General features: G+C 74.4%; 15 protein-coding genes. 9 read left to right on the top strand and 6 right to left on the bottom strand.

Annotated elements, in window-relative coordinates:
• Nucleotides 1–2: 2 nt before the first annotated feature.
• The 7 genes from JXZ78_RS12785 (at nt 3) to JXZ78_RS12755 (ending at nt 9,120) form a co-directional block, all read left to right on the top strand.
• The gene (locus JXZ78_RS12785) at nt 3–2,558 is read left to right on the top strand and encodes a beta-ketoacyl synthase N-terminal-like domain-containing protein (protein ID WP_063726083.1); all 2,556 of its coding nucleotides are present in this window, start codon (nt 3–5) and stop codon (nt 2,556–2,558) included.
• The gene (locus tag JXZ78_RS12780) at nt 2,555–3,358 is read left to right on the top strand and encodes a thioesterase II family protein (protein ID WP_050502472.1); all 804 of its coding nucleotides are present in this window, start codon (nt 2,555–2,557) and stop codon (nt 3,356–3,358) included. Before JXZ78_RS12785 ends, JXZ78_RS12780 begins: the two co-directional genes overlap by 4 nt.
• A 1-nt stretch (nt 3,359) precedes the next feature.
• On the top strand, nt 3,360–4,019 hold the full coding sequence (locus JXZ78_RS12775) for a flavin reductase family protein (protein WP_063726084.1): 660 nt from the start codon (nt 3,360–3,362) through the stop codon (nt 4,017–4,019).
• A complete protein-coding gene (locus tag JXZ78_RS12770) occupies nt 4,009–5,298 on the top strand; it encodes an AMP-binding protein (protein WP_030020146.1) in 1,290 nt (429 codons plus the stop codon). The genes JXZ78_RS12775 and JXZ78_RS12770 overlap by 11 nt, the downstream gene beginning before the upstream one ends.
• Before the next feature lie 80 nt (nt 5,299–5,378).
• Entirely contained in the window at nt 5,379–6,782 is a 1,404-nt protein-coding gene (locus JXZ78_RS12765) for an NAD(P)/FAD-dependent oxidoreductase (RefSeq protein ID WP_050502473.1), read from the top strand.
• Between the two features lie 72 nt (nt 6,783–6,854).
• Nucleotides 6,855–7,805, top strand: a complete 951-nt coding sequence (locus JXZ78_RS12760; protein WP_030020148.1) for an alpha/beta fold hydrolase — start codon at nt 6,855–6,857, stop codon at nt 7,803–7,805.
• A gap of 115 nt (nt 7,806–7,920) precedes the next feature.
• Nucleotides 7,921–9,120, top strand: coding sequence for a cytochrome P450 family protein (locus JXZ78_RS12755; RefSeq protein ID WP_030020149.1), 1,200 nt, complete (start codon nt 7,921–7,923; stop codon nt 9,118–9,120).
• A gap of 152 nt (nt 9,121–9,272) precedes the next feature.
• On the opposite strand, the gene JXZ78_RS12750 is transcribed toward JXZ78_RS12755, so the two are convergent.
• The 3 genes from JXZ78_RS12750 to JXZ78_RS12740 form a co-directional block, all read right to left on the bottom strand.
• Nucleotides 9,273–11,249 (bottom strand): AfsR/SARP family transcriptional regulator, encoded by a 1,977-nt coding sequence (locus JXZ78_RS12750; RefSeq protein ID WP_078624259.1) that lies wholly within the window; start codon nt 11,247–11,249, stop codon nt 9,273–9,275.
• A gap of 53 nt (nt 11,250–11,302) precedes the next feature.
• Complete coding sequence (locus tag JXZ78_RS12745) at nt 11,303–12,670, bottom strand: salicylate synthase (protein WP_033037741.1); 1,368 nt, start codon at nt 12,668–12,670, stop codon at nt 11,303–11,305.
• A gap of 818 nt (nt 12,671–13,488) precedes the next feature.
• Nucleotides 13,489–15,030 (bottom strand): MFS transporter, encoded by a 1,542-nt coding sequence (locus tag JXZ78_RS12740; protein ID WP_078624260.1) that lies wholly within the window; start codon nt 15,028–15,030, stop codon nt 13,489–13,491.
• A gap of 135 nt (nt 15,031–15,165) precedes the next feature.
• On the opposite strand from JXZ78_RS12740, the gene JXZ78_RS12735 reads away from it, so the two are divergent.
• Both JXZ78_RS12735 and JXZ78_RS12730 read left to right on the top strand, forming a co-directional pair.
• A complete protein-coding gene (locus JXZ78_RS12735; RefSeq protein ID WP_050502474.1) occupies nt 15,166–15,873 on the top strand; it encodes a TetR/AcrR family transcriptional regulator in 708 nt (235 codons plus the stop codon).
• Nucleotides 15,874–16,056: 183 nt separating this feature from the next.
• Nucleotides 16,057–16,722: a TetR/AcrR family transcriptional regulator gene (locus tag JXZ78_RS12730; RefSeq protein ID WP_030020154.1), complete on the top strand. Its 666-nt coding sequence runs from the start codon at nt 16,057–16,059 to the stop codon at nt 16,720–16,722.
• Nucleotides 16,723–16,820: 98 nt separating this feature from the next.
• On the opposite strand, the gene JXZ78_RS12725 is transcribed toward JXZ78_RS12730, so the two are convergent.
• The 3 genes from JXZ78_RS12725 to JXZ78_RS12715 all read right to left on the bottom strand — a co-directional run bounded on the left by JXZ78_RS12725 (nt 16,821) and on the right by JXZ78_RS12715 (nt 23,996).
• Nucleotides 16,821–18,416 carry a (2,3-dihydroxybenzoyl)adenylate synthase gene (locus JXZ78_RS12725; protein ID WP_030020155.1) on the bottom strand — a complete coding sequence of 532 codons (1,596 nt, stop codon included), beginning with the start codon at nt 18,414–18,416 and terminating at the stop codon, nt 16,821–16,823.
• Nucleotides 18,417–18,549: 133 nt separating this feature from the next.
• The gene (locus JXZ78_RS12720; protein WP_279634512.1) at nt 18,550–19,371 is read right to left on the bottom strand and encodes a thioesterase II family protein; all 822 of its coding nucleotides are present in this window, start codon (nt 19,369–19,371) and stop codon (nt 18,550–18,552) included.
• Nucleotides 19,368–23,996 (bottom strand): non-ribosomal peptide synthetase, encoded by a 4,629-nt coding sequence (locus JXZ78_RS12715; RefSeq protein ID WP_078624262.1) that lies wholly within the window; start codon nt 23,994–23,996, stop codon nt 19,368–19,370. The genes JXZ78_RS12720 and JXZ78_RS12715 overlap by 4 nt, the downstream gene beginning before the upstream one ends.
• Between the last annotated feature and the right edge of the window lie 2 nt (nt 23,997–23,998).

Genomic DNA, 23,998 nt, shown 5'->3' with positions numbered 1-23,998 from the left:
CCATGGACCCCGCACAGATACGCGCACTGATGGAGGACCAGCTCAAGCTGTCCCGTCAACTGCGCGCCCGTATCAGCGCACTGGAGGAGGAACGGCACGCGCCGGTCGCCGTGGTCGGCATGGGCCTGCGGCTGCCGTCCGGCAGGGCCGACGGCGACCTCGACTCGCCCGCGGCCTACTGGGACTTCCTGAAGTCCGAGGGCACGGCCCTGTCCGGGCTGCCCGAGGAGCGGCCGGGGCTGCGTGCCGTGTACGACCCGACGCCGGGCAGGCCGGGCCGCTCGTACGTCGCCCGGGCCGGGTTCCTGTCGGACATCGCCGGTTTCGACGCCGAGTTCTTCGGCATCTCCACCCGGGAGGCGCGGCTGCTGGACCCGCAGCAACGCCTGTTGCTGGAGACGTCCTGGGAGGCGCTGGAGCGCGCGGGCATCGCGGTACGCCGCTCCGACCGTCTGAACGTCGGCGTGTACCTCGGGATGATGGCGTCCGAGTACACCGAACGCATGGAGGACCGCGCGGACACCACGCGCATCGATCCGTACTACACGACCGGCGGCGGCCTGTGCTTCGGAGCCGGCCGGATCGCGTTCGTGATGGGCTTCTCGGGGCCCGTCGTCAGCATGGACACGGCCTGTTCCTCCTCCCTGTCCGCCCTGCACCTGGCGGTGCGCGGGCTGCGCGCCGGTGAGTGCCGGTACGCCCTGGCGTGCGGCTCCAACCTGCTGCTGTCGGCCAACCTGATGGTGTCGCTGTGCCAGACGCGGGCCTTGTCTCCCGAGGGCCGCTCCAAGTCGTTCCTGGCCTCGGCCGACGGTTACGGGCGCGGTGAGGGGGTGGGCGCGATCGCCCTGATGCGGCTGGACGACGCGCTGCGCGAGCGGCGGCCGGTACTGGCCGTGATCCGCGGTACGGCCGTCAACCACGACGGTGCCGCGTCCGCGCTGACGGCGCCCAACGGCAGTGCGCAGCAGGAGGTGATCCGCGCCGCGCTGGAGGACGCCCGGACCGGCCCGGGGGAGCTGGGCTGGGTCGAGGCGCACGGCACCGGGACCGTACTGGGCGACCCGATCGAGATCGGGGCACTGGCCGGTGTTCTGGGCGAGGCGGTACGCGAGCGGGGCGTCCCGCTCGGACTGGGCAGCGTCAAGTCCCGGCTGGGACACCTGGAGGCCGCCTCGGGGATCGCCGCGGTCATCAAGACGGTCCTCATGCTGCACCACGGGGAGATCCCGGCCGCGCGCGACGCGTCCGACGGCGAGCTGAACCCCCACATCCCGTGGCAGGACCTGCCGTTGCGGGTGCCGTCGCGCGGCGCCCCGTGGCCCGCGGAGCTGCCCCGCAGGGTGGCGGGGGTCAACTCGTTCGGCATGAGCGGCACCAACGTGCACGTGGTGATCGAGGCGCACGACCGCCGGGCGGCCGACGAGGCCGGTCCCGCCGTACCGCCGGGCGGCGGGGCCGAGCTGCTGACCGTGTCGGCCCGGGACGAGCGGGCGCTGACCGTACTCGCCGAGCGGCTGCGGAACCGTCTGCGGCACACACCGGAGGCGGAACTGCCCTCCCTGTGCCACACGCTGCGCAGCGGACGCGTCGCCTTCGCCCGGCGCCTGGCGGTGGTCGGCACGAGCGCGGCCGAACTCGCCGGGGCGCTCGAACGGGCGGAGCGCGCCGTCCCGGAGCCGGTCGGGGCGGGCGACACGATCCGCTCGGTCACGGTGCGGGTGGCGGACGACGCCGAGGGCCTGGCCCGGGCGCTCACCGCGCTCACCGCCGCCTTCCCGCAGCTGGCCGACGGCGCGGAACAGACGGCGGCGGAGCGGGCGGCGGCGGAGCGGGCGACTGACGCCCCCGCGGCACTGCTGTGCCGGCTGCTCGCCCTGCTCGGGCTGCGCGGTTCCCCGGCGCCCGGCCTGCCCGCCGCCGGCGCCCTGGCCTCGGTGCACTGGGACGCCGAGGGCGCCGCGTCGTACCCGCTGCTCGGCTCCGACGCGGCCGAGGTCCCCACCCGGTTCCTCCAGGCACTGTCCGCCCTCTTCACCGCGGGCGCCGATCTGCGCTTCGACGCCCTGGCCGGGCCGTCGGCGCGACTGCTCGGCGATCTCCCCACCTACCCCTTCCAGCACCGGCGGTACTGGGTGGACGAACCGCCGACGGGCGTCCGCGGCGAGGCCCCGGGGGACGGCTCCACCGGCTCCCCCGACTCGACCGGCTCCCGCGGCTCCCGCGCCGGCCTGCCGGAACCGCACGACCGGGCCGCCGTCCACACGTACCTCCAGACCCTGCTCACCGACGTCCTCCAGTCTCCGGACCCGTCGGACACCGGCACGTCCTTCCTGGACGCCGGCGGGGACTCCTTCACGGCGACGGTGTTCATCAGCCAGGTCGAGGAGAACTACCGGGTCGGCCTGTCGCCCGCCGACCTGCCGCTCGACCTGCCGCTCGCCGAGCTGTGCGGCCGGCTCGCCGACGACATCGCCGCATCCGCCGACGACATCGCCGCGACCGCCGACGTCACCGCCGCGACCGCGGACGGCCCGGTGCAGGTGATCGGCGCATGACCCCCTTCCTCCGCCCCCGGCGTCCGGACGAACCCGCCGTACGGCTGGCCGTGTTCCACCACGCCGGAGGTTCGGCCGCCGCGTACTTCCCGCTCGGCCGGAAACTCCCGGCGGACTGGGACGTCCTGCTCGCCGACCTCCCGGAGCGGGCGACCGGCGAGGCCGCGCCCCTGCCGTGGGACCTGCCCGGGGCCGTCAAGGAGCTGGCGGAAGACCTGCTGCCGTGGGCCGACGGCACGCCGCTCGCGCTGTTCGGCCACAGCCTGGGCGCGGTGGTGGCCTTCGAGACCGCCCACGCCCTGCGGGAGCGGGGCGTCCCGGTCGCCTGGGTCGGCGTGTCGGGACGCGTCGCGCCGGGCCTCCGGGTGCCGGTGTCCTGGCTCGACCCCGGCAGCACGGACGAGGAACTGCGCCGCGCCCTGGCCCGGCTGGGCGGCCTGCCGGAGCGGCTGGACGCGTACCCCGCCGTCCGCCGCCGATTCCTGCGGCTCATCCGCAACGACCTGTGGGCTCTGGACGGCTACCGCACCGACACGTCCCGGAAGCCCCTGGCCGCGCCGCTGACCGCCTTCGGCGGGGCGGCCGACCCGCTCGCTCCCCCGGCGGCCCTCGCCGCCTGGGCACGGCAGACCACCGGCCGGTTCGGGCAGCGCGCGCTGACCGGCGGTCACTTCGAGCTGTTCGCCGACGGGTTCGAGGAGTTCGCCCCCCTGCTGGCCGACGCGGTGCGCACGCACGTACTGACGCCACCGTCCGCCGCCCCGGCAGCCGCCGTCACCTACGCGTACGAGAGGGCATGACATGACGACCGAACCGGCCGGCCTCACGGGCGACCACGGCCCGCCCGCCGACCTGCGCACCCTCATGGCGGCCTTCCCCACCGGGGTCTCCATCATCACCACGTCGGCCCGCGACGGCGCCGGCTGGGGCATGACCTGCACGTCGCTGTGCAGCGTCTCGCTCGACCCGCCGGTACTGCTGATCTGCCTCCGGTGCGGCAGCCCCACGCTGGAGGCCGTGAGCGACAGCGGCCAGTTCGCCGTGAACCTGCTGCACGCGCAGGCCCGTCCGACGGCCGAGCTGTTCGCCTCCGGCGCCCCGGACCGCTTCGAGCGGGTGGCCTGGCGGGCCCCGGCCGGCGCGGCCGGGCCCCATCTGACGTACGCGTCGCACACCATCGCCGACTGCTCCGTGCTCAGCACCCAGGTGGTCGGCGACCACACGGTGGTGCTCGGCAAGGTCGACGTGGTCACGCCGATCCGGCTCCAGCGCCCGCTGCTGTACGGGCTGCGCGCCTACGCCTCCTGGCCGGAGCCCGCGCCGGTGCCGTCCTCGGTGCGCTCCTCGGTGGCGTCCCCGATGGCCTCCCCGGTGGCATCCCCGGTGCCGTCAAGAATTTCGCCAGAGCGTCCGGCGAAGCTGAGCTCGGCCCCGAACCCGAGGAAGCACAGTGACCGCTGATCAGATGGTGGCCGAACGCGGCCTTGCGACAACCGTCCGGCCGCAGCCGGGCACCACGGTGCCCCGGACCGCCGGCCGGACGACCCTGGACAGTGCTTTCGCCGTGACCGCGCTGCGCCGGCCCGGCGCGGTCGCCGTGCAGGACGCGCACGGCCCGCTCACCTACGGGCGGGCCGACGCCCAGGCGGCGCTGCTCGGTTCCCTGCTGGTGCGCGGCGGCGTGCAGCTCGGGGACCCGGTGATCGTGCATTGCGACGACCACCGGCAGTCCCTGGTGGCGCAGCTCGGCGTGCTCAAGGCGGGCGGCGTGTGCGTACCCGTGCCGCCCGGTTCCGACGAGCACCGGCTCGCGGCGGTGGCCGCGCTCACCGGCGCGTCGGCCGTCGTGTGCAGCGCGTCCACCCGGGACCGGTGGCGTTACCGGCCGGTCCTGGTCCTCGACGACCCACGGACCCTGCGGCTGACGGCGGCCCGCCGCCCGGACCGGGCCTTGCCCCGCTCCGCGCCGCACGAGGCCGCCCATCTCCTGGTGTCCGGCACCGGCCGCTCCGTCGCCGGACAGCTGGCGGACCACGTCGCCTGGCAGCTGGCCCTCACCGGGCGGAGCCGCGCGGCCGGTGTGCCGGTGCGTCAGGTGTCCGTGAGCGGGCCGCCGGGCACACCGCACGCGCTGTCCGCCCTGTGGTGGGCGCTCTCCTGCGGCGGCACGCTGCACGTTCTGCCCGCCTCCGGGGCGCCGGTGCCCGTCGCCGCACGGACGGGCGTCGTGGTGTCGAGCCCCGAGGAGTACGCCGAGCGGGTGGCGGGTCTGCGCGTCCGGCCCCGGCTCGTGCACCTCCTGGGCGGCACCGTGCCCGGCGGGCTGGCCGCCCGGCACTTCGCGGCGCTGCCCGCGACGCCGTTGCGGGCGGAGTTCGCCCCGGAAGGCGGGGCCTTCCCCTGGACCGTACGGGTCCTCATGTCCCAGGAGGACGCTCTGGACGAGCGGGTGATCGGCCGACCGGCGCCGGACGTACGCATTCGCGTGCTGGACCGGAACCACCGTGCGCTGCCTGCCCGGCGCGCGGGTGAGTTGTGCGCCAAGGGACCGGCGTTGCCCTTCGACACGATCCACCGGGCCGGCCGTGCGGCGGCACCCACGGGCCACCCGGGGCTGCCGGGCCATCCGGCGCTGCTGCGGTCCGGGACTCCGGTACGGCGGCGCGCGGACGGCCTGCTGGAGCTGGCCGACACGGCCGACCTGGCCGGCATCGCCGACCGGACCACCCCGCCCCGCTGACCCGCGCATCCCCGCGCCCCATGCCCCCGCGCCACCCGAGCCCTTCGCGATCCACGCACCGTCCCAGAGAGGAGACCGGCATGCCGACACGGCCCGGCCGGGGTTCAGACACAGTCGGTCAGCACGGCCTCGTCCTCGGCGGCGGATTCGCCGGCATGCTGACGGCACAGGTGCTGGCCCAGTACATGGACTCCGTGACCGTCGTGGAGCGCGACGTCCCGCCCGACGGCCCCGAACCCCGCAAGGGGCTGCCCCAGGCGCGCCAGTCGCACCTGTTGATGGGAGCCGGCGCCCGCGCCGTCGAAGAGCTGCTGCCCGGCACCCTGACGGCCTGGGCCGAGGCGGGCGCCCATCTGCTGAGCGCCCCCGGTGACGTGGCCTTCCTGACGAAGTTCGGCTGGCTGCCCCGGGTCTGGCACGAGGAGTTCGTGGTGTCCTGCGGGCGCGATCTGCTCGACTGGGTGGTGCGCCGCCAGGTCCTGCGGAACCCGCGGGTCCGCCTGCTGCCGCACACCGAGGTGGAGGGCCTGCTCGGCGACGCGGCACGGGTGACCGGCGCCCGGGTGCGCGACCGCGGCACGGGCCGGTCCGCCACGGTCGAGGCGAGCCTCGTGGTGGCAGCCACCGGCCGCTCCTCGCACGTCGAGACCTGGCTGGAGGGGATCGGGCTGCCGGAGGTTCCGGAGGAGGTGGTCGACGCCGGCACCGCCTACGCCACACGGCTGTTCCGCCCGGCCCCCGGGCAGCACCGCCGTATCCCCGGCATCGTCATGATCGCCAACGTCACCGGGGAGGCCACCGGCGGCGTGCTGCTGCCGGTGGAGGACGGCCGGTGGTCGGCGACCGTGATCGGTATGCGCGGCTCCGAACCTCCCGCGGACGACGACGCGTTCCTCGACTTCGCCAAGCGGCTGCCCCACCCGGCCCTGGCCGAGCTGCTGGCCGACGCGGCCCCGCTGGGGCCGAGCCGCGGCTTCCGCCGCCTGGTCAACCGGCGGCTGCGCTTCGACCGCCTCCCCCGGCACCCGGACGGGTTCGTGGCGCTGGGCGACGCCGCCTGCGTCCTGAACCCCTCGCACGCGCACGGCTTGACGGTGGCGGCGTTCGGCGTGGCGGCACTGCGGGACCTGCTGCGCGGGTACGGCAACATCCCCGGCGTCGCCGGACGCGTCCAGCACGCGGTCACCCGGGCCGCCGGGACGGCCTGGCAGCTCTCCGTCGGCGACGACCTGCGCCACCCCTCCGTGATCGGCCCCCGTCCCTCGGCGGCGACCCGCGCGCAGAACGCCTACGCCGACCTCGTGACGCGTGCCGCCACCACCGACCCGGCCGTGGCGCGCTCACTGGTCGACGTGATCGCTCTGGCCCGGCCGGCGACATCGCTGGCCGCACCTCGGGTGCTGGTCCCGGCGCTGATCGGGCGGGGCCTCCGGACCACGGGCCGCCCCGACCGCACCGACCCGCTGGCGCCTCGCGACGCGTGACCGCCCACCTGCGGAAACGACCCGGCGCCGCCCGGCGCCGGCGGCACACCCCACCCCCTGGAAGGGAGCGGCATGCCCCAGCACCGCACGGTCGAAGTCAACGGTCTCCGGCTGCATCTGGCCGAGGAGGGAGAAGGCCCCCTCGTCCTGCTGCTGCACGGCTTTCCGGAGTTCTGGTACGCCTGGCGCCATCAGCTGCGTCCCCTGGCCGAGGCCGGGTACCGGGTCGTCGCGCCCGACCAGCGCGGCTACGGCGACAGTGACCGCCCGGCGGCTCCGGAGGCGTACTCCGTCCTGCATCTGGCCGGTGACGTGGTCGGGCTGATCAAAGCGCTGGGCGAGGAGCGGGCGGTCGTGGCCGGGCACGACTGGGGAGCCCTGGTCGCCTGGCAGAGCGCGCTGCTGCGGCCGGACGTGGTGCGCGCGGTGGCCGGACTGAGCATCCTGCCGATGCCCCGTGGGCCGGTCCCTCCGCTGCGCAGCACGCGGGAGAAGACCGGCGGCCGGTTCTACTGGAACTACTTCGAGGAACCGGGCGTCGCGGAGGCGGAGTTCGGCAAGGACCTGGACCGCACCTTCCGGCGCCTGCTCTACGGTGCCTCCGGCGACCGTCCCGAGCCGCCGGTTCCGCCCCTGGTGCCGCCGGGCGGCGGTTTCCTGGACCTCGCGGCCGACCCCGACCGGCTGCCCGGCTGGCTGACCGAGGAGGACATCGCCGCGTACGTGGCCGCCTTCGGCCGCTCCGGCTTCACCGGGGGCCTCAACTGGTATCGCAACCTCGACCGCAACTGGGAACTCACCGCCGCGTGGGAGGGCGCCCGTATCGAGGTACCGGCCCTGTACGTGGTGGGCGACCGTGACCGGGCCTTCCCCGGCGACGACGGGATCGTGCCCGTGCTGTCCGGCGCGGCCCCGCGCCACCGCGACCCGGTGGTCGTCCGCGGGGCGGGCCACTGGGTCCAGCAGGAGCGCCCCGAAGCCGTGAACACCGCGCTGCTCGACTTCCTCCGCTCCCTCGCCTGACCCCGGACCTTCCTCGCCTCATCCCAGGCCTCCGCCACCTGGCCCCAGGCACCCCTGCCGCCCGGCCTCCATCACCCCCTGCCGTCCGGCCGCAGGCCCCTACCGAGGAGACACCTTGGCCACTCAAGCCCCGCTCGACCTCGCCGCACTCGGCGACGACTTCGCCCGGGATCCGTACCCGACCTACGCACGGCTGCGGGCCCAGGGCCCGGTGCACCGGGTGTGGATGCCCGAGGGCGCCGAGGTCTGGCTCGTCGTGGGCCACGCCGAGGCCCGTGCCGCGCTCACCGACCCCCGGCTGTCCAAGCAGTGGAAGAACGCCGCGGCGGACTTCCCGATCAGCAGCCCGTCGGGCAGCCACATGATGAACTCCGACCCGCCGCAGCACACCCGGCTGCGCAAGCTGGTGGCGCGGGAGTTCACCCCGCGGCGGATCGAGGCGCTGCGCCCCCGCGTCCAGGAGATCACGGACGAGTTGCTGGACAAGATGCTCGCCGCGCCGGACGGCCGGGCCGACCTGGTGGACTCGTTCTCGTTCCCGCTGCCCATCTCGGTCATCTGCGAGCTGATGGGCGTGCCGTTCCTGGACCAGGCGGAGGTGCGCCGCTGGGCCGACGCGGCGATCTCCGCCCCGGACCCGGCGGTACGGCGCGCGGCGGCCGCCGACGCCGCGCGGTTCATCGCCGCCCTGGTCGAGGAGAAGCGCAGCCGTCCCGGCGCGGACCTGCTGAGCGCCCTCATCCGCACCGTGGACGAGGAGGGCGACCGCCTCTCGCTGGACGAGCTGATGGGTACGGTCTTCCTGGTGATCGTGGCCGGGCACGAGACCACCACCAACCTCATCGGCAACGGTGTCTGCGCGCTGCTGGAAAATCCTGGTCAACTGGCCGCGCTACGGGCCGACTTCTCGTTGCTGGAAGGTGCGGTGGAGGAGATGCTGCGCTACGACGGCGCGGTCGAGAGCGCGACGTTCCGCTTCGCCGTCGAACCCGTCGAGATGGGGGGCCACCGCATCGAGCGCGGCGAGGCGGTGATGGTGGACCTCAACGCCGCCAACCGGGACGGGGCGCGTTTCGCCGAACCGGACCGCTTCGACATCCGCCGCCCTACCGCCGGCCACGTCGCCTTCGGCCACGGTGTCCACCACTGCCTGGGCGCCCCGCTGGCCCGGATGGAGGCCCGGATCGCGATCCGCAGCCTCCTGGAGCGCTGCCCGCGGCTGGAGCTGGACGCCGACCCGCACCAGGTGCCGTGGCGGCACGGCATCCTGGTCAGGGGGCCGCACCACCTGCCGGTCCGCTTCGCCGCCGCCTGACACCCCGCCGGCCCGGGCCGCGGGCGTCCGGACCAGGGAGTCGGGGCCAGGGTCGTCGGGGCCAGGGTCGTCGGGGCCAGGAACGTCCGGACCGGGTTCGGCCAGGGCCGCGGGGAGCGCTCCCCGCGGCGCTGCCGGGCCCCGGTCACGGGTCACGCGGGCGTGGCGTCGGCCCAGGCGGTGCCGCGGCCGGCGGCCGACTCCGTCCGGGGCCCCGGCACCCACTGCTCCGCCTCCAGCACCCGGGTGAGGGCCGCCTCGCGCAACGGCTGCGACTCCCGTTCGGCGCACTCCGCGGCGAAGATGCGGATCAGGTCGTGGAACCGGTACGTCTGCCGGTGCACCTCCTCCAGCAGGTGGCCGTCGACCAGCAGGTCGAGCAGCCGACGGGCGGCGTCCCGGCCGGTGCCGGCGAGCGCCGCCGCGCAGCCGACCGTGATCGTGCCGCCGCGGTACAGGCCCAGGTAGCGGAACATGCGCGCCGCTTCGGCGGGCAGCGCCAGGTACGACGTCTCGAAGACGGTGCGCACGCTGGCGGCGGCGTCGTCCTCCACGGCGAGGCGGTCGAGCCGGCCACGCTCGGCGCCGTACTGCTCGGCCAGCGAGGCCGGTGACACGTCGGGGCTCGCGGCCAGCTGTTCGGCGGCGATGCGCAGGGCCAGCGGCAGCCCGCCGCACAGCCGCACCAGCCGCAGGGCGACCGGGTCGTGGCCGTGCAGCCGGCCGCCGCTGAGGTCGGCCAGCAGCCGCACCGCGGCTGTTTCGTCCAGCGCCCGGAGCCGGACCAGGTGCGCGCCCTCGCGCACCGCCAGGCCGGTCAGCCGTTGCCGGCTCGTCGCCAGCAGGCAGGACGGGCCGCGGGGGATGAGCGGGCGCAGCTGGTCGGCGTTCAGGACGTCGTCGAGCACCACCAGCATGCGCCTGCCGTGCAGCAGGCTGCGGTACAGGGAGGCCCGGCCGGCCAGGTCGGCGGGGATCCGGCCGCTGTCGACGCCGAGGCCGCGCAGCATCTGTTCCAGGGCGTCCGCGGCGCTCAGCGGCCGGGCGCGCAGGCTGGTGCCGCACAGGTCGACGTAGAGCTGGCCGTCGGGGAAACGATCCAGCAGCCGGTGTGCCAGCCGCAGGACGAACGCCGTCTTGCCGACGCCGGCCGCCCCGTCCGCGACGACCACGGGGGTGGTGGCGCCCTGCTGGTCACACGTCTCGTCCAGCAGGTGCTCCATCCGGGCCAGTTCCGTGGTGCGGCCGACGAATCCCCGGGCCAGTGCGGGCAGCTGGGCGGGCCGGGGAGGCGCCGTCACGGCCGCCTCGGGGTCGGCGGGCGGCGCCTCGGGGGCCGGGCGGCCCTCGGCGGGCGCCGTCCGCCCGGTGAGGATCTGCTGGTGCAGACTGCGCAGCTCGGGGCTGGGTTCGATGCCGAGTTCCCGGTTGAGCAGCCGCCGGGTCTCGGTGTACACCGACAGCGCGTGGGCCTGCCGGTCGCTGCGGTACAGGGCGAGCATCAGCAGCCAGCGCAGCCGTTCCCGCAGCGGTTCCTCGGCCACGGCGGCGGACAGCTCGGCGACCGCCTCCGCGTACCGCCCGCCGGCCAGCATGCCCGCGGCCCACTCCTCGACGGCCGTGAGCCGGAGGTCGTGCAGGCGGGTGCGTTCCATGGCGGCGAACGGTCCGGGGACCCCGGAGTAGGCGGCGCCGCGCCACCGGGCCAGGGCGTCCGCGTACAGCGCCAGGGCTCTCGCCGTGTCGCCTTCGGCGTCCGCCCTGCGGGCTGCGGTGTGACATCGGGTGAAGAGCGTGGCGTCCACGTCCTCGGCCGCCACGCTCAGGCAGTAGCCGCCGGCGGCCGAGGTCAGCACCGAGCTGGTTCCCCTCCTGCCCCGTCCCGGGTCGAGGACGCGGCGCAGGCCGGCCACGTAGGTGTGCACGCCGTTGGCGGCGCTCTGCGGGGTGTCGGTGCCCCACACGGCGTCGATGATGTGCTCCACACACACGACTTCGCCCGCGCGGCTGGCCAACAGGCCCAGCACGGCGCGCTGTTTGGGCGGTCCGGTGTGCAGCTCCCTGCCGTGTCGCCAGGCCCTTATCGGTCCCAGGAGCTGGATTCGCAGGGTCTCCCCCGTGGTCGACATGGGTCAGTCGCCTCCAGAAGTTGCGTGTTGCCTGTCTCTGCCGCCAAGGCCGTTCAGCAGTGCGACCGTCCATCCGCCGCGGCAGCCATCCGAAGCGGCTCCGCAGGGCTCTCCGCGCGCGCCACGAGCGTGTGGGCCACGCACCGCAGCTTCTCCCTGGTCTCCTCCAGTTCGCGCTCCGGGAGGGAGTGCTCGACGACTCCCGCGCCGGCCCGCAGCCAGGTCCGGCCCCCTTGCGCATAGACGCTGCGCAGGACGAGGGCGGCGTCCATGCCGCCGTCCTGCGTCACTCTCATGACGGTGCCCGCGTACGGCCCGCGCGGCTCCGGCTCGTACTGCCGAATGGCCTCGTACGCGGGACGCTTGGGTACGCCGGAGGCGGTGACGGCGGGGAAGACGGCGGTGAACGCGTCCCAGGGACCGGCCCCCTCGGGCATCCGGCCCGTCACCCGGGAGGCCAGGTGCTGGACCGAGCCCCGTTCCTTCACCGTCATGTACTCCTCGACCACCACGGTGTCGGGCTTGCAGGGCCCGGCGAGTTCGTCCACCGCCACCTTCACCGAGATGGCGTGCTCGTGCAGTTCCTTGGGGTCGGCGAGCAGGTCGGCGCGCAGCCGGCGGTCGGCGTCGGCGTCCCCGGTCAGCGCACGGGTGCCGGCCAGCGGCTGGCTGGCGACGCGGCCCGTGGCGTCCACCTCCACCACCATCTCCGGGCTGAAGCCGAGGCACTGCAGGTCCCCCATGCGCAGCAGGAAGGACCGGGCCGGGGTGTTGGCCCGCCGGCCGGCCGCGTAGCTCGCCGGGAAGTCCAGCTCGGCGTCGACGGGAACCACGCGGGAGAGCACCGCCTTGTGCAGGGCGCCCGCGCGGATGTCGGACACGACGGAGGTCACGGCGCCGCGGTAGGCGCAGGCGTTCGCGTCGAGATCGACGTCGACGGTCCGCGGGGCGGGGCCGGCCGGGGCCTGGACGCGGTCGATGACGTTCTCGACGGCGGACAGGGTGCCGCTGTGGGTGCTGCGCACCAGGGCGCGGCCACCGTCGAGCACGACTTCGGTCTCGGGCACCACCAGGTGCAGCAGGACACCGCCGGCCAGCGGCATGCCCGAGACGGCGTAGGCGAGTTCGAAGGCGCACCAGCCGTACGCGGCCCAGCCGGCGACCGGCAACGTGTCCAGGAACTGCTGCACCCTGGCGAGCGGGTCGCCGTACCAGGGCTCCTCGGTCGTGCTGCCCTGCCACGTACATCGGACGCTGTCGGCGGTGACGACGACCTCCGCGACCACGCCCCCGGCGACGCACCACCCGCCGGGGTTCTCGTAGACCACGTAGGTGCCGAACAGACCGGATTGCGCCAGGGCCACGGCGGTGTCCAGCGGGGCGTGGCCGGTTTCCCGCACAGCGGTTCGGTAATGGATCATTTTCCTCATCCCTCTGAGGCAGGGGCGACCGCATAGGACGGCAACCCATGAGTTTCGGCCGTTTTCGCTTGATCGAAAAAGCGGATGCCAGCCGAGGAGAAACGCTGCCGAGAATGCCGCGGACGGCAGCACCGAACCGCGGACAGCAGGCGTAGAACTACGCGATCACACCTGCAGAAAAGCGCGCACAGCAAAGGAATGACGCGGAGGCCACCTACTGGCTGATGCGCGGCACAAAGAGGGCGACACAGGGAGACGACACCCTGCGAGAAAGCAGCCGAAGGCTGCCGACAATAGGCATCAGTAATCCGGAATACGCAATTCCGGTAAAGCCCTCAAAGAACGGGCCATCACACGGACACCTGCCACGACCGACCGTCTGACCTGGGGCCGGGCATCCCTCGTGGTGCACGCTCTGGCAACATCGCAAACCTCGGATTTGAAGATGCGCGTATCGGCCTGAATTGTCAGGCCGAGTGACCGAGGCTCAATCTACCCAGTGAATGTGACGGCAGCAACAAGTACAGGAGAAGGCTTCGAAAGAATTGCCGTGAGTAAAGTTTCCCTCACTCTCCGTCCTGGCGCGCACGCCGCACGGAAACGTTTGACGTTAATCAATCGGCCGAGAATCCACGCAACCGTTCTTGCGTACTGTCGGCGGCGTCCTGAAAAGTCTTCCGGCCAACTCGGCACACGGCCGAAAACTCAGGGCCTGCCGGATGAACGCGCGGTGGCGGAGGCCGCACGGGGGATTCGAACCCCCGCCACCGCGTCCATCGGCTCCGGTGCGCCGGGCGCTTCCCGGAGCCGACATCGGGTCACCCCTTCGGGGCGATGTCGCCGGCGGCGACGTCCGGAGCCGGGGCGTCGGCGCCACCGGCCGCGGCCGGAGTCCGGACACCGGGGCCCTGCGCGTCCACGGCCGGGGCGGCAGCCGGCGCGGCGGCCGGCCGGGGGCGGCGCGGGAGCACGAAGAGCGCCACCAGGACGGCCAGCACCAGGAAGCAGCCCGCCAGCACGAAGCCGAGGGAGTACCCGTCGACCGCCGCCTCGTCCGGAGAGACACCGGCGGCCAGCCGGCTGTCGGTGCGCGTGGTCGCCGCGGTCACCAGCACCGCGAGGCCGAGCGCGCTGCCCACCTGACGCGAGGCGTTCAGCAAGGCCGAGGCCGTACCGGCCTCCTGCGGGGGCAGCCCGACGGTGGCCGCGGCCGTCAGCGGGACGAAGGCGATGCCCACCCCGAGACCGGCCAGCAGGGACGGCAGCAGTACGTCGCCCAGGTAGCTGCCCGAGGGGTCGGCCATGCCGCTCCAGGCGAACCCGGCGGCGGCGATCAGACCGGCCGGCACCAACAGGGTCTTGATTCCGGCCAGTTGCCGGCGCAGGACGCGGGTGGTGACCTGGATCGCGACCATCGCGGTCACGCACAGGGGCAGGAAGGCGGCACCCGCCTCGGCCGGACCCAGCTTCAGGATGCGCTGGAGATACAGCGACAGGAAGTAGAACACCGCGAGCTGTCCGGCCGCCAGCAGGGCCATGTAGAGGTTGGCACCGGCGACGTTGCGCTTGGCCAGCAGACCGAGCCGGATCAGCGGGTCGGTCATCGGGCCGTACTTCTCCCACAGTACGAAGGCGACGAGCAGGACGACGGCGGCCGCCAGCGTGACGATGGTGGTGGGCGACGCCCACGACAGCTCCTCGGTGCGCACCATGCCGAGGATCAGCAGGCCGACGCCGCCGGTGGCGAGGATGGCGCCGAGCACGTCGAGCTTGCCCCGACGGTTGCCGAAGGTGCCGGCCGGGACGCTGCGCAGCGCCAGCAGGACGACCGCGAGCGCCATCGGCAGGTTCACCAGCATCACCCAGCGCCAGCCGGCGTACTCGGTGAGCAGACCGCCGACCAGCACGCCGGCGCCGCCGCCGACCGCGGCGACGGCCGCGTACACGCCGAGCGCCCGGGTGCGCTCCTCGCCCTCGCGCTGGGTGAGGGTGAGGACGGCCAGCGCGGCCGGTGCCATCACCGCGGCGCCCACGCCCTGCACCGCGCGGGCGGCGATCATGTGCCACGGCTCCTGGGCCAGACCGCCGGCGAGCGAGGCGACGGCGAAGGACCACGTCCCCCACAGCAGGACGCGCCGCTGACCGAACAGGTCCGCCGCCCGGCCCCCCAGGAGGAGGAAGCCGCCGAAGAACAGGGCGTAGATGTTGACCACCCAGGGCAGTTGGGCCGGGTCGAAGCCCAGACCGACGCCCATGTCGGGTAACGCCACGTTCACGACCGTCATGTCGAGGGTCACCATGAACTGGGCGAGGGCGACGGCCACCAACGCCTGTCCCCTGTTCAAGGCCGTTTCGGACATCCGCCCCTCCAGAGTTTTCTTACTTGTATTCAATACGCGTAAGATAACTCTAGCCGGGACCCGCTGGGTTGTCACCCGGTACTGGTCGCAGGCGCTGTGCCCCGGCCGCAGGACACGCACGGAAGGCGGGGACCGATGCAGTCGGACGAACCGGCCACCACGGGCCGGAAGAAGGTCGGACGCCCCTCCCGGCTCTCCCAGCCGGCGATCGTCGAGGCGGCCCAGCGGATCGTGGACACCGAGGGCGACGGCAGCCTCTCGATGCGGCGGCTGGCGCGGGAGCTGTCCATCACGCCGATGGCGCTCTACCACCACGTACGCGACCGCGACCAGTTGCTGCGGCTGCTGCTGGAGACCAAGGCCCGGCACCAGCCACGGCCCGCACTGCCCGACGATCCCCGCGAACGGCTGACGGCCGCGGCCCAGCTGCTCTACGACGTTCTGGCCGAATGCCCGTTCCTCGGCGAGATCCTGACCTCCGAGGAGTTGCTGAACGCCTCCAGCCGGTGGGTCACCGAGGCGGTTCTGGAGGCGGCGCTCGGCTGCGGCTTCACCCTTGAAGAGGCCGTCGCCCTCTACCGCGCCGTCGCCCACTACACCGGCGGCGAACTGCTGATCCGCCTCTCCCGGGAGCGGCACCTCGCCCACCTCGACCACCCGCCCTACCGGTCGCACGCCATGGCCGCGCTCCAGCCGCAGGCCCACCCCCGGCTGTCCGCCCTCGCCGGCCGCTGGCCCGCGCTCACCGCACGCGACACGCACCAGGCCGGCCTCGAAGCGCTGCTCGACGGGTTCTTCCGCACCGTCGGCCGGAGCGGGCCGCAGACCCCCGCGCCCTCCTGACGCGGCCGCCGACGCCTCCCGTACCGGCCCGGAAGGCGTCCAGAAACCGCCCAGACGGGTACGGGACAGTGAACGGGCCGGACGGGACGACCGCGCGGCCGGTGCGCCGGGCGCCGCGGTGTCCCCGCGTGCGCGGCACGGAGCCCCGTACGCGCGGACCCGGACGTGACGGAAGATGGACGGATGCAGCACCGAACCCGACGTGCCGGCAGGACCGGCCGCCCGCCCCGGCTGGCGCGCGAAGCGATCCTGTCCGCCGCCCAGCGCATCCTGGACGAGGAGGGCGCGGAGAACCTCTCCATGCGCCGTCTCGCCAAGGAGATGTCCAGCACGCCCATGGCCCTGTACCACTACGTACGGGACAAGGACGAGCTGCTGCTGCTCCTCCTGGAGGAGCACGCCGCGAAGTTTCCCCGGCCCGAGCTGCCGGCCGAGCCGCGCGCCCGGCTCCTCGCCGCCGCCCAGGTCCTGCACGACATCCTGGTGGACTGCCCGTGGATCGTCGAAGTCCTCGCCTCCGACGACCTCTTCGCCGTCTCGGCGATGTGGATCGTCGAGAACATCCTGGACGCCGCCATCGAGTGCGGGATGACCCCCGAGGACGCCGTCTACGCCTACCGCGTCATCTGGTACTACACCGCCGGTGAGCTGACCGTCCGCTTCAACCGCGAACGCCGCCTGGCACACCTGGACCGGCCGCCGCACCGCGACCAGATCACCGGCCTGGACCCCGGGGAGTTCCCCCTCATCACCTCGCTGGGCCCGCGGTGGAACGAGCTGACCGTCCGGGACACCCACCGCCGGGGACTGGAAGCGGTCGTCGAGGGACTGCTGGCCCAGGCGACCTGACGCCCCGCCCCGTCCCCGTAGGCCCACCCGACATCCCCGTACGCACCCACGAAAAGGGCCCGGAGCGGACGCCTCGGGCCCTTCGCGCCGTACGGACCTCAGCCCGCCAGACCGTCCCGCAGCGCCCTCTTGTCGATCTTGCCGACGCCGGTGAGCGGCATCCGCGGCAGGACGACGAGACGGTCCGGCAGCTTGTACGCGGCGGCCCCGCGCTCCCGCAGCGCGGCCTGAACCTGACGCAGCGTCAGCTCCGGCCCGGTGTCGCCGACCACCACACAGGCGCAGGTCTGCTCACCCATGAACGGATGCGGCAGCGCCACGACCGCGGCGGAGACGATCCGCGGATCCGCCAGCAGATGCTCCTCCACCTCCTGGCAGGGCACCTTCTCCCCGCCGCGGTTGACCACGTCGTTCGTCCGGCCCACCACCTCGAAGTTTCCGGCGGCCGTACGGCGCACGAGGTCACCGCTGCGGTAGTAGCCCTCCTCGGTGAACCGTGCCCGGTTCAGCCCGGCGGCCCGGTAGTAGCCGCGCAGCGTGTACGGGCCCCGGGTGTACAGCTCCCCCACCTCGCCGGGCGCTGCGTCCGTGCCGTCCTCCCGGACCACCCGTACCTCGTCCGCGGGCGACAGCGGACGCCCCTGGGTGTGCAGCACCGCCTCCTCCGGGTCGCCGGGCCGGGTGAAGTTGAGCAGGCCCTCGGCCATGCCGTACACCTGCTGGAGGGCGCACCCGAGCCCGTCCGCCACCCGCTCGGCGGTGACCGGATCGAGCCGCGAGCCGCCGACCTGGAGGAGCGCGAGGGAGGACAGGTCGCTGTCGGTCCACTCGGCCGCGTCCAGCCACAGCGGCACCAGCGGCGGCACGAGCGAGGTGACGGTCACCCCGGCGCGCTCGACGAGCGGGAAGCACTCCTCCGGAGTGGGCGCCGGTGCCAGTACCGCCGTGCCGCCGGCCCGCAGCGTGCCGAGCACACCGGGGCAGGCCAGGGCGAAGTTGTGGCCCATGGGCAGCGCGCACAGGTAGCGGCTGTGCGGGCCGACCCCGCACAGGGCCGCGCTGGCCCGCAGCTGATAGGAGTAGTCGGCGTGCGTGCGCGGGATCAGCTTGGGCGGCCCCGAGGTTCCCCCGGAGAGCAGGAACAGCGCCACGTCCTCCGGGTCGGGCAGCGGCAGCCGCACCGGGTCCGCGTCGGCCTCCGCCAGCGCGGTGAACGGGCCGGGGTCCCCGGCCACCAGGACGTGCTTGAGGGAGCCGGTGCGGGCCAGGACCTGCCGGGCCAACTCCCGGTGGTCGCAGTCCAGGTCCCGGTCCGCGCAGATGTAGGCCACCGCCTCGGAGGACTCCACGAGATGGGTGATCTCCGCGGCGCGGTGCGCGGGCAGCGCGAAGACGGGCAGCGCCCCGAGCCGGAACAGGGCCAGGCACACCACGACCAGCTCGGCGCCGTTGGGCAGCTGGACGACGATCCGGTCCCGTGGCGCGATGCCGAGGGCGCTCAGCCCCGCGGCCATCCGGTCGGCGGCCAGGTCGAGCCGGCCGTACGTCAGGGTGCGGTCCGGGGTGACGAGCGCGGTCCGGGCGGCCCGGGCCGCGTCGTCGGACCGGCGGCCCAGCAGTTCGCCGGTCCAGTACCCCTCGGCCCGGTACCGCGCCGCAAGGGTTTCGGGCCAGGGCGTACAGCCGTCGAGCATGGGAGGACCCCCGATTCTGTGCGGTTCTCTGAAGCGGACGGTGGGACGGACGGTGTTCTTGGAAGCGGGCGGTGGGACGGACGTGTTCTCTGAAGCGGCCGGCGCAGCGGGCGGCAGGCGGTAGGCGGCGGGATCAGGGCAGCGACGGCCAGGCCGCGCCCGCGGCGGGCAGCGCCGCGCGGACGCGGGCCACGACGCGGGCGAGGACGGCCTCCCGCTGCTGTTCCAGGTAGAAGTGACCGCCGGTGAACACACCGACGTCGCAGGGCCCGCCGGTGACCTCGCGCCAGGCCTGCGCCTCGGCGGCGTCGACCTCGGGGTCGTCGTCGGCGTAGAGGACGGTCACCGGCGCGTCGAGGCGGCGGCCGGGCCGCGGGCGGTAGGTCTCGATGAGCCGGTAGTCGCTCCGGATCGTCGGCAGCAGCGCCCGCAGCAGGGCGTCGTGACCCAGCACACCGGCCGACGTGCCGCCCAGCCTCCGTACGTCAGCCAGCAGTTCGGTGTCGCCCGCGCGGTGCAGGGCGCCGCCGCGCGTACGGTGCGGTGCGGGCTGGCCCGAGACGACGAGGGCGGCCGGCGGATGCCCGGCCGCGGTCAGCCGACGGGCCGTCTCGTAGGCCACGGAGGCCCCCATGCTGTGGCCGAACAGGACGGTGACGCGTTCGGGGCGGGCCGTCGCCTCGCGGACCAGGTCGGTGCCGATCGCGTCGGCCAGCTCGCTCATGACGGACACCGGCGGTTCCGCGTACCGGTCCTCGCGCCCCGGGTACTGCACCGCGGCGACCTCGACGTCCCAGGGAGCGTCGAAGCCCCACAGCCGGTAGGCGCCGGCCCCGCCGCCCGCGTGCGGGAAGCACACCAGCCGGGCCCGGGACTGCGCCCGTACGGCGAAGGTCCGCAGGCTGGACCGGGGAGCGTCGGCGCCGTGTCCGGCGGCGGAGTGCACGGCGCTCACAGCGCACCTTCCTCGTAGTCCTCGGAGCATCCCCCGGACGCCCGGCCGTCGGCGCCCGGTACCCCGGCCCCCGGACGCAGCCGCTCGATCAGTGCGCCCATGGCGGCCACCGTCGGCGCCCGCAGCACCTGACGCATCGGCAGTTCGACACCCAGCCGACGGCGGACGCCGGTGACCAGGCGCGTCGCCAGGACGCTGTCCCCGCCCTGTACGAAGAAGTTGGCGTCGCGTCCGGCGGCGGGCACGCCCAGCACCCCGGCCCAGAGTTCCGCCACGGTCTCCTCGACGGCGCCGCGCGGCGGGTCGCAGCTCGCGCCGGGCTGCTCGGCGCCGGACGCGAGCAGTTCCTGCACCCGGCGCCGGTCGACCTTGCCGTTGGCGTTCAGCGACAGCTCGGGCAGGGCCATCAGCGTGCCGGGGATCATGTGCGCGGGAAGCCGCTCGGCGAGCTGTTCGCGCAGGGTGGCGGCGTTCAGGCGGGGCGCGTCCGGAGAGCGCCGGGCGGTGAGCAGCACGGCGCCGTCCGGCTCGGTGTGCGCCCGGCGGACGCCGGTCAGGCCCTCGCGGGTCAGCACGTCCGCCCACTGTCCGGCGTCGAGGCGGTCGCCGGTACGGCCCGCGGGGAGGCCGAGCGGGGAGACGGCGGCGCGGGCGACCAGGAAGAGGTGTCCGCCCGGGGCCAGCAGCAGCGGTAGTACGGCCGCGACCGCGTACGGGTCGGGCAGGCCGTGCAGCGCGTCGTTGACGGCCACCGCGTCGAACCGGTGCAGGCGCGCCTCGGGGATGCCCGGCGTGGACCGGAGCGCGGTCCGTACCGGATGCCCCGCCGCGGACAGCCGCGCGTCGGCCGCCGTACGCCGGGAGGCCGAGTCCGTCAGCAGGAGGTAGTCGACGGTGCCGGGCTTGAAGGCGTCGAGCAGGCGTACGGCGGTGCGGCCGCTGCCGGTGCCCCATTCGGCGACGGCGAGCGGTTCGGGACGCCCCTGGGCGAGTTCTTGCAGCGCCTGGGCGGTCCGCTCCAGACAGCGGCGGGCTCCGGGCAGGGCGTCGGCCAGGGATTCCGGGGACAGTTCCGGGTCGTCGAGCAGTACGGTGGCGGACGTTTCACCGCGCAGTACCGAGAGCAGTACCGGCATGGCCCGGGCCCAGGCGTCGGCCACGCTCTCCAGGCGGCCACCGCTGATCTGTGCGCGCAGCCCGGCCGCGCGGTCTCCGTCGCGGACCTCGGCCCAGCGCCGGCCGGGTGCGCAGGTGCCTGCCGTGCGCACCAGGACGTCGCGCTCGGCCAGTTCGCCGGCCATCGCTTCCAGCAGCCGCCGGTTCGGCTCGGGCAGGCCCGACGCGTCCCGGGTGCCGGGGAGGCCGGTCTGCCCGGTGGTACCGTCGGACAGCCCTGGGTCCAGGGCTGCGAGGAGCGCGGCGAGCACGGTCTCGGTGAGGGCGCGTTCGCACTCCACCTCGGCGGGCGCCGGCTCCGACGTGTGGCGGCCGATCCCGTCAGGGCGGGCCGGGCCCGGCTCCTCCCCGGCTCCCGGCCGGGCCGGTACGACAGCGGCGGCGAGTTCCTTGCGCTGCTCGCCCACCACCGCGGCGACCGCGTGGGCCACGGCGGGGTGGCTCTGCAACGCCGCCTCGACCTCGCCGAGTTCCACCCGGAAGCCGTTGATCTTCACCTGCTGGTCGGCGCGCCCGAGGAATTCCAGCGTGCCGTCGGGCCAGTAGCGGCCGAGGTCCCCGGTGCGGTACCAGCGCTCGCCCACCACCGTGGGGAAACGTTCCGCCGTGAGCGCGGGATCACCGCGGTAGCCGAGCGCGACCCCCGTACCGCCGATCCACAGCTCGCCGGGCACCCAGTCGGGGCAGTCCCGGCCCTGCGGGTCGACGGTACGGAACTTCTGGTTGCCCAGCGGGGTGCCGTACGGGATGGACCGCCAGTGCGGCGGTACGTCGCCGACCTCGTGGACGTTGGACCAGATCGACGCCTCGGTGGCACCGCCGAGAGCGACGAACCGGCACCGTCCGGCCCCTGCCCGGGCCAGCCGCCCCGGCAGGTCCAGGCCGATCCAGTCGCCCGAGAGCAGCGCGAGGCCCAAGGAATCCGGAAGCGGCTCGGGCTCGGCCGCGGTCAGCAGCATGTCGAGGAGGGCCGGCACCGAGTTCCAGACCGTCACGGCATGCCGGCGGCACAGGTCGAGCCAGCGGTGCGCGTCGCGCCGGTCCTCCTCGGCCACCAGCACGAGCGCGCCGCCCGCGCCGAGCAGCCCGAAGATGTCCCACACGGACAGGTCGAAGTCCAGTGCGGACACGGCCAGTACGCGGTCCGCCGGGCCGATGCCGAAGCGTGCGCCGACGTCCTCGACGGTGTTCACCGCGGCCCGGTGGCTGATCTCGACCCCCTTCGGGATGCCGGTGGACCCCGAGGTGAAGATCGTGTACGCCGGATCGCCCGGGCCCACGGGCACCGGCGCGGCCAGGGGGCGGAACCGTAACGCCTCGGCCAGCGGCAGCACTTCGGCCGGGGATTCGGCCGGAGCGGGCGTCCCGCTGCCGTCCAGGACGAGCCGGGCCCCGCTGACCGCGAGAATCCGCGCGCGTCGCTCGGCGGGCTGGTCGACGCCGACGGGTACGTAACTCCCGCCCGCCGCCAGCACACCCAGGACAGCGGCGATCTGGTCGGGGCCCTTGGGCGCCGTGACGAGTACGGGGGCACCGTCGCGGACACCCCGGTCGGCGAGAGCACCTGCGATGCGCAGCGCTCGCTCCGCCAGTTCGCCGTGCGTGAGAACGCCGTCCACGCCCCACAGCAGCGCCGGAGCGTCCGCCCGTGTCTCTGCGCGGGTGAAGAACTCCTCGTGCAGCGCCCGGCCGCTCTCCGGGCGGTGCGTGGAGTTCACCTCGTGCCGCCGCCGCAGTTGCCCCGCGGGCAGCGGGATTTCCGGTACCGCGGTCCAGTCGGCCGTGACGAGGTGGTCCAGCAGGGCGGCGCAGGCGGCGGCCAGGTCGTCCAGCAGGCCGCCCGGGAACAGTTCCTCCACCGCGTCCCAGGCGAGCAGCAGGCCGCCGTCGCGGGTGCGGTAGATCTGGTGGTCCAGCCAGACCTGCGGTGTCTGGGACACCATCCAGGACAGTTCGCCGAAACGGTCGGCGAAGGCGTCGGGGACGAGCGGGGCGTCGATGTTGCAGGCGAAGACCACCGGTGCGGTGCGCGGGTGGTCCGCGTCGGCGCGCGCCATGTCGCGCAGGACGTCGACGCCGGTGTAGGCGGCGTGGCCCACGTCGTCGTGCAGGCGCTGCTGTACGGCCCGGGCGCGCCCGGCGAAGCCCGTGCCCCGGCCGAGGTCGATCTCCAGCAGGACGAGGCTGGTGAAGTCGGCGACGATCCGGTCCAGGTCGGGGTGGGCGTCGTGCTCGCGGTCGAACAGCGGCACGTTGAGCAGGAAGTGCCGCTCACCGCTGAACCGGGCGAGCACCTCGGCGAAGGCGGTGGCGAGCAGCACGGAGGGTGTGACGCCGTGCTCACCTGCCCGCGCGCGCAGCCGCTCCCAAGTGTCCGGGGCCAGTGTGTGCGTACGGCGCACGAAGCGCGGCCGGACGACGTCCTCGGGGTCGGTGGCCAGCGGCAGCCGAGGGCCGCCGGGGAGGCCGCCCAGACGGTCGGTCCAGTACTCCTTGGCGCGCTCCCGCTCGTCCGCGCGTGCCGTGGCCCGTGCGGCGAGGTGGCTCGGGAAGTCGTAGGCCAGCTCCCCGAGTACGTCGGGGTCGTCGTACAGCTCCGCGAGGTCGGCGAGGAGCAGCCGGATGCTGTGCACGTCGGCGACGAGCAGGTCGACGCCGAGGTGGATGCGGTCGGCGCGGCGGGAGTCCGCGCCGGCCGGCAGGCGGCTCAGCTGGACATCGAAGACCTCGCCCTCGCCCACCCGTAATCTGCGGTGGGACAGGCGCTCGCGCAGGCCCGCGACCGCCGCGTCGGCCTCGGCCCGCGTCCCGGCCGTGTGGTCGTGGACGGTCAGGCCCGGCCAGGGCGAGGCGTCCAGGACGCGCTGGGTGCCGTCGTCGTCGATACGGGCCCGCAGCATCGGGTGCCGCCGGGTCAGGGCTCGTACGGCTTGTTCGAGGCGGCCGGGGTGCACTTCCGCCGCGTCGATCTCCAGGTAGGCGTGGCAGCCGACGCCGCCCAGCGGCCGGTCGTCACCCCGGCCGATCCAGTAGGCCTGCTGGACCGGGGTGAGCGCGAACGGTTCCCGCCCTGGGGCGGCGGGCGGCGGCACGTCGGCGGACGGCCGCACGTCGGCGGTCGGCGCCTCGGCAGGCGGGCGCGCCGGCCCGGAAGGCACGCCGGCCGCCCCCGTACGGCTGCTCAGCAGCCGGTACCAGGAGCCGACCCGTGGGTCCCTGGCCAGTTCCGTGAACCCGGCCCGCCCGCCCGCGCGGTTGAGCCGGTTGGTGAACTGCATCAGCTGGAGCGACTGCAACCCCAGGGCGAACAGGTCGCCGTCGTCGTCCACCTCGGCCGGTTCGGCGCCGAGCAGCGCGGCGACCTCGGCGCGGAGTGCTTCCAGGGTCCATGCGGGAGCGGCCGTACCGGTACAGCCGGACGGGTCCGTCGACGTGCCCTTGCGTGCCATCC

Source organism: Streptomyces monomycini (assembly GCF_022271435.1).
Taxonomy (GTDB): Bacteria; Actinomycetota; Actinomycetes; order Streptomycetales; family Streptomycetaceae; genus Streptomyces; species Streptomyces monomycini.
Note: the sequence above shows the minus strand (reverse complement) of the source record. Positions and strands in the feature narration are given on the sequence as shown.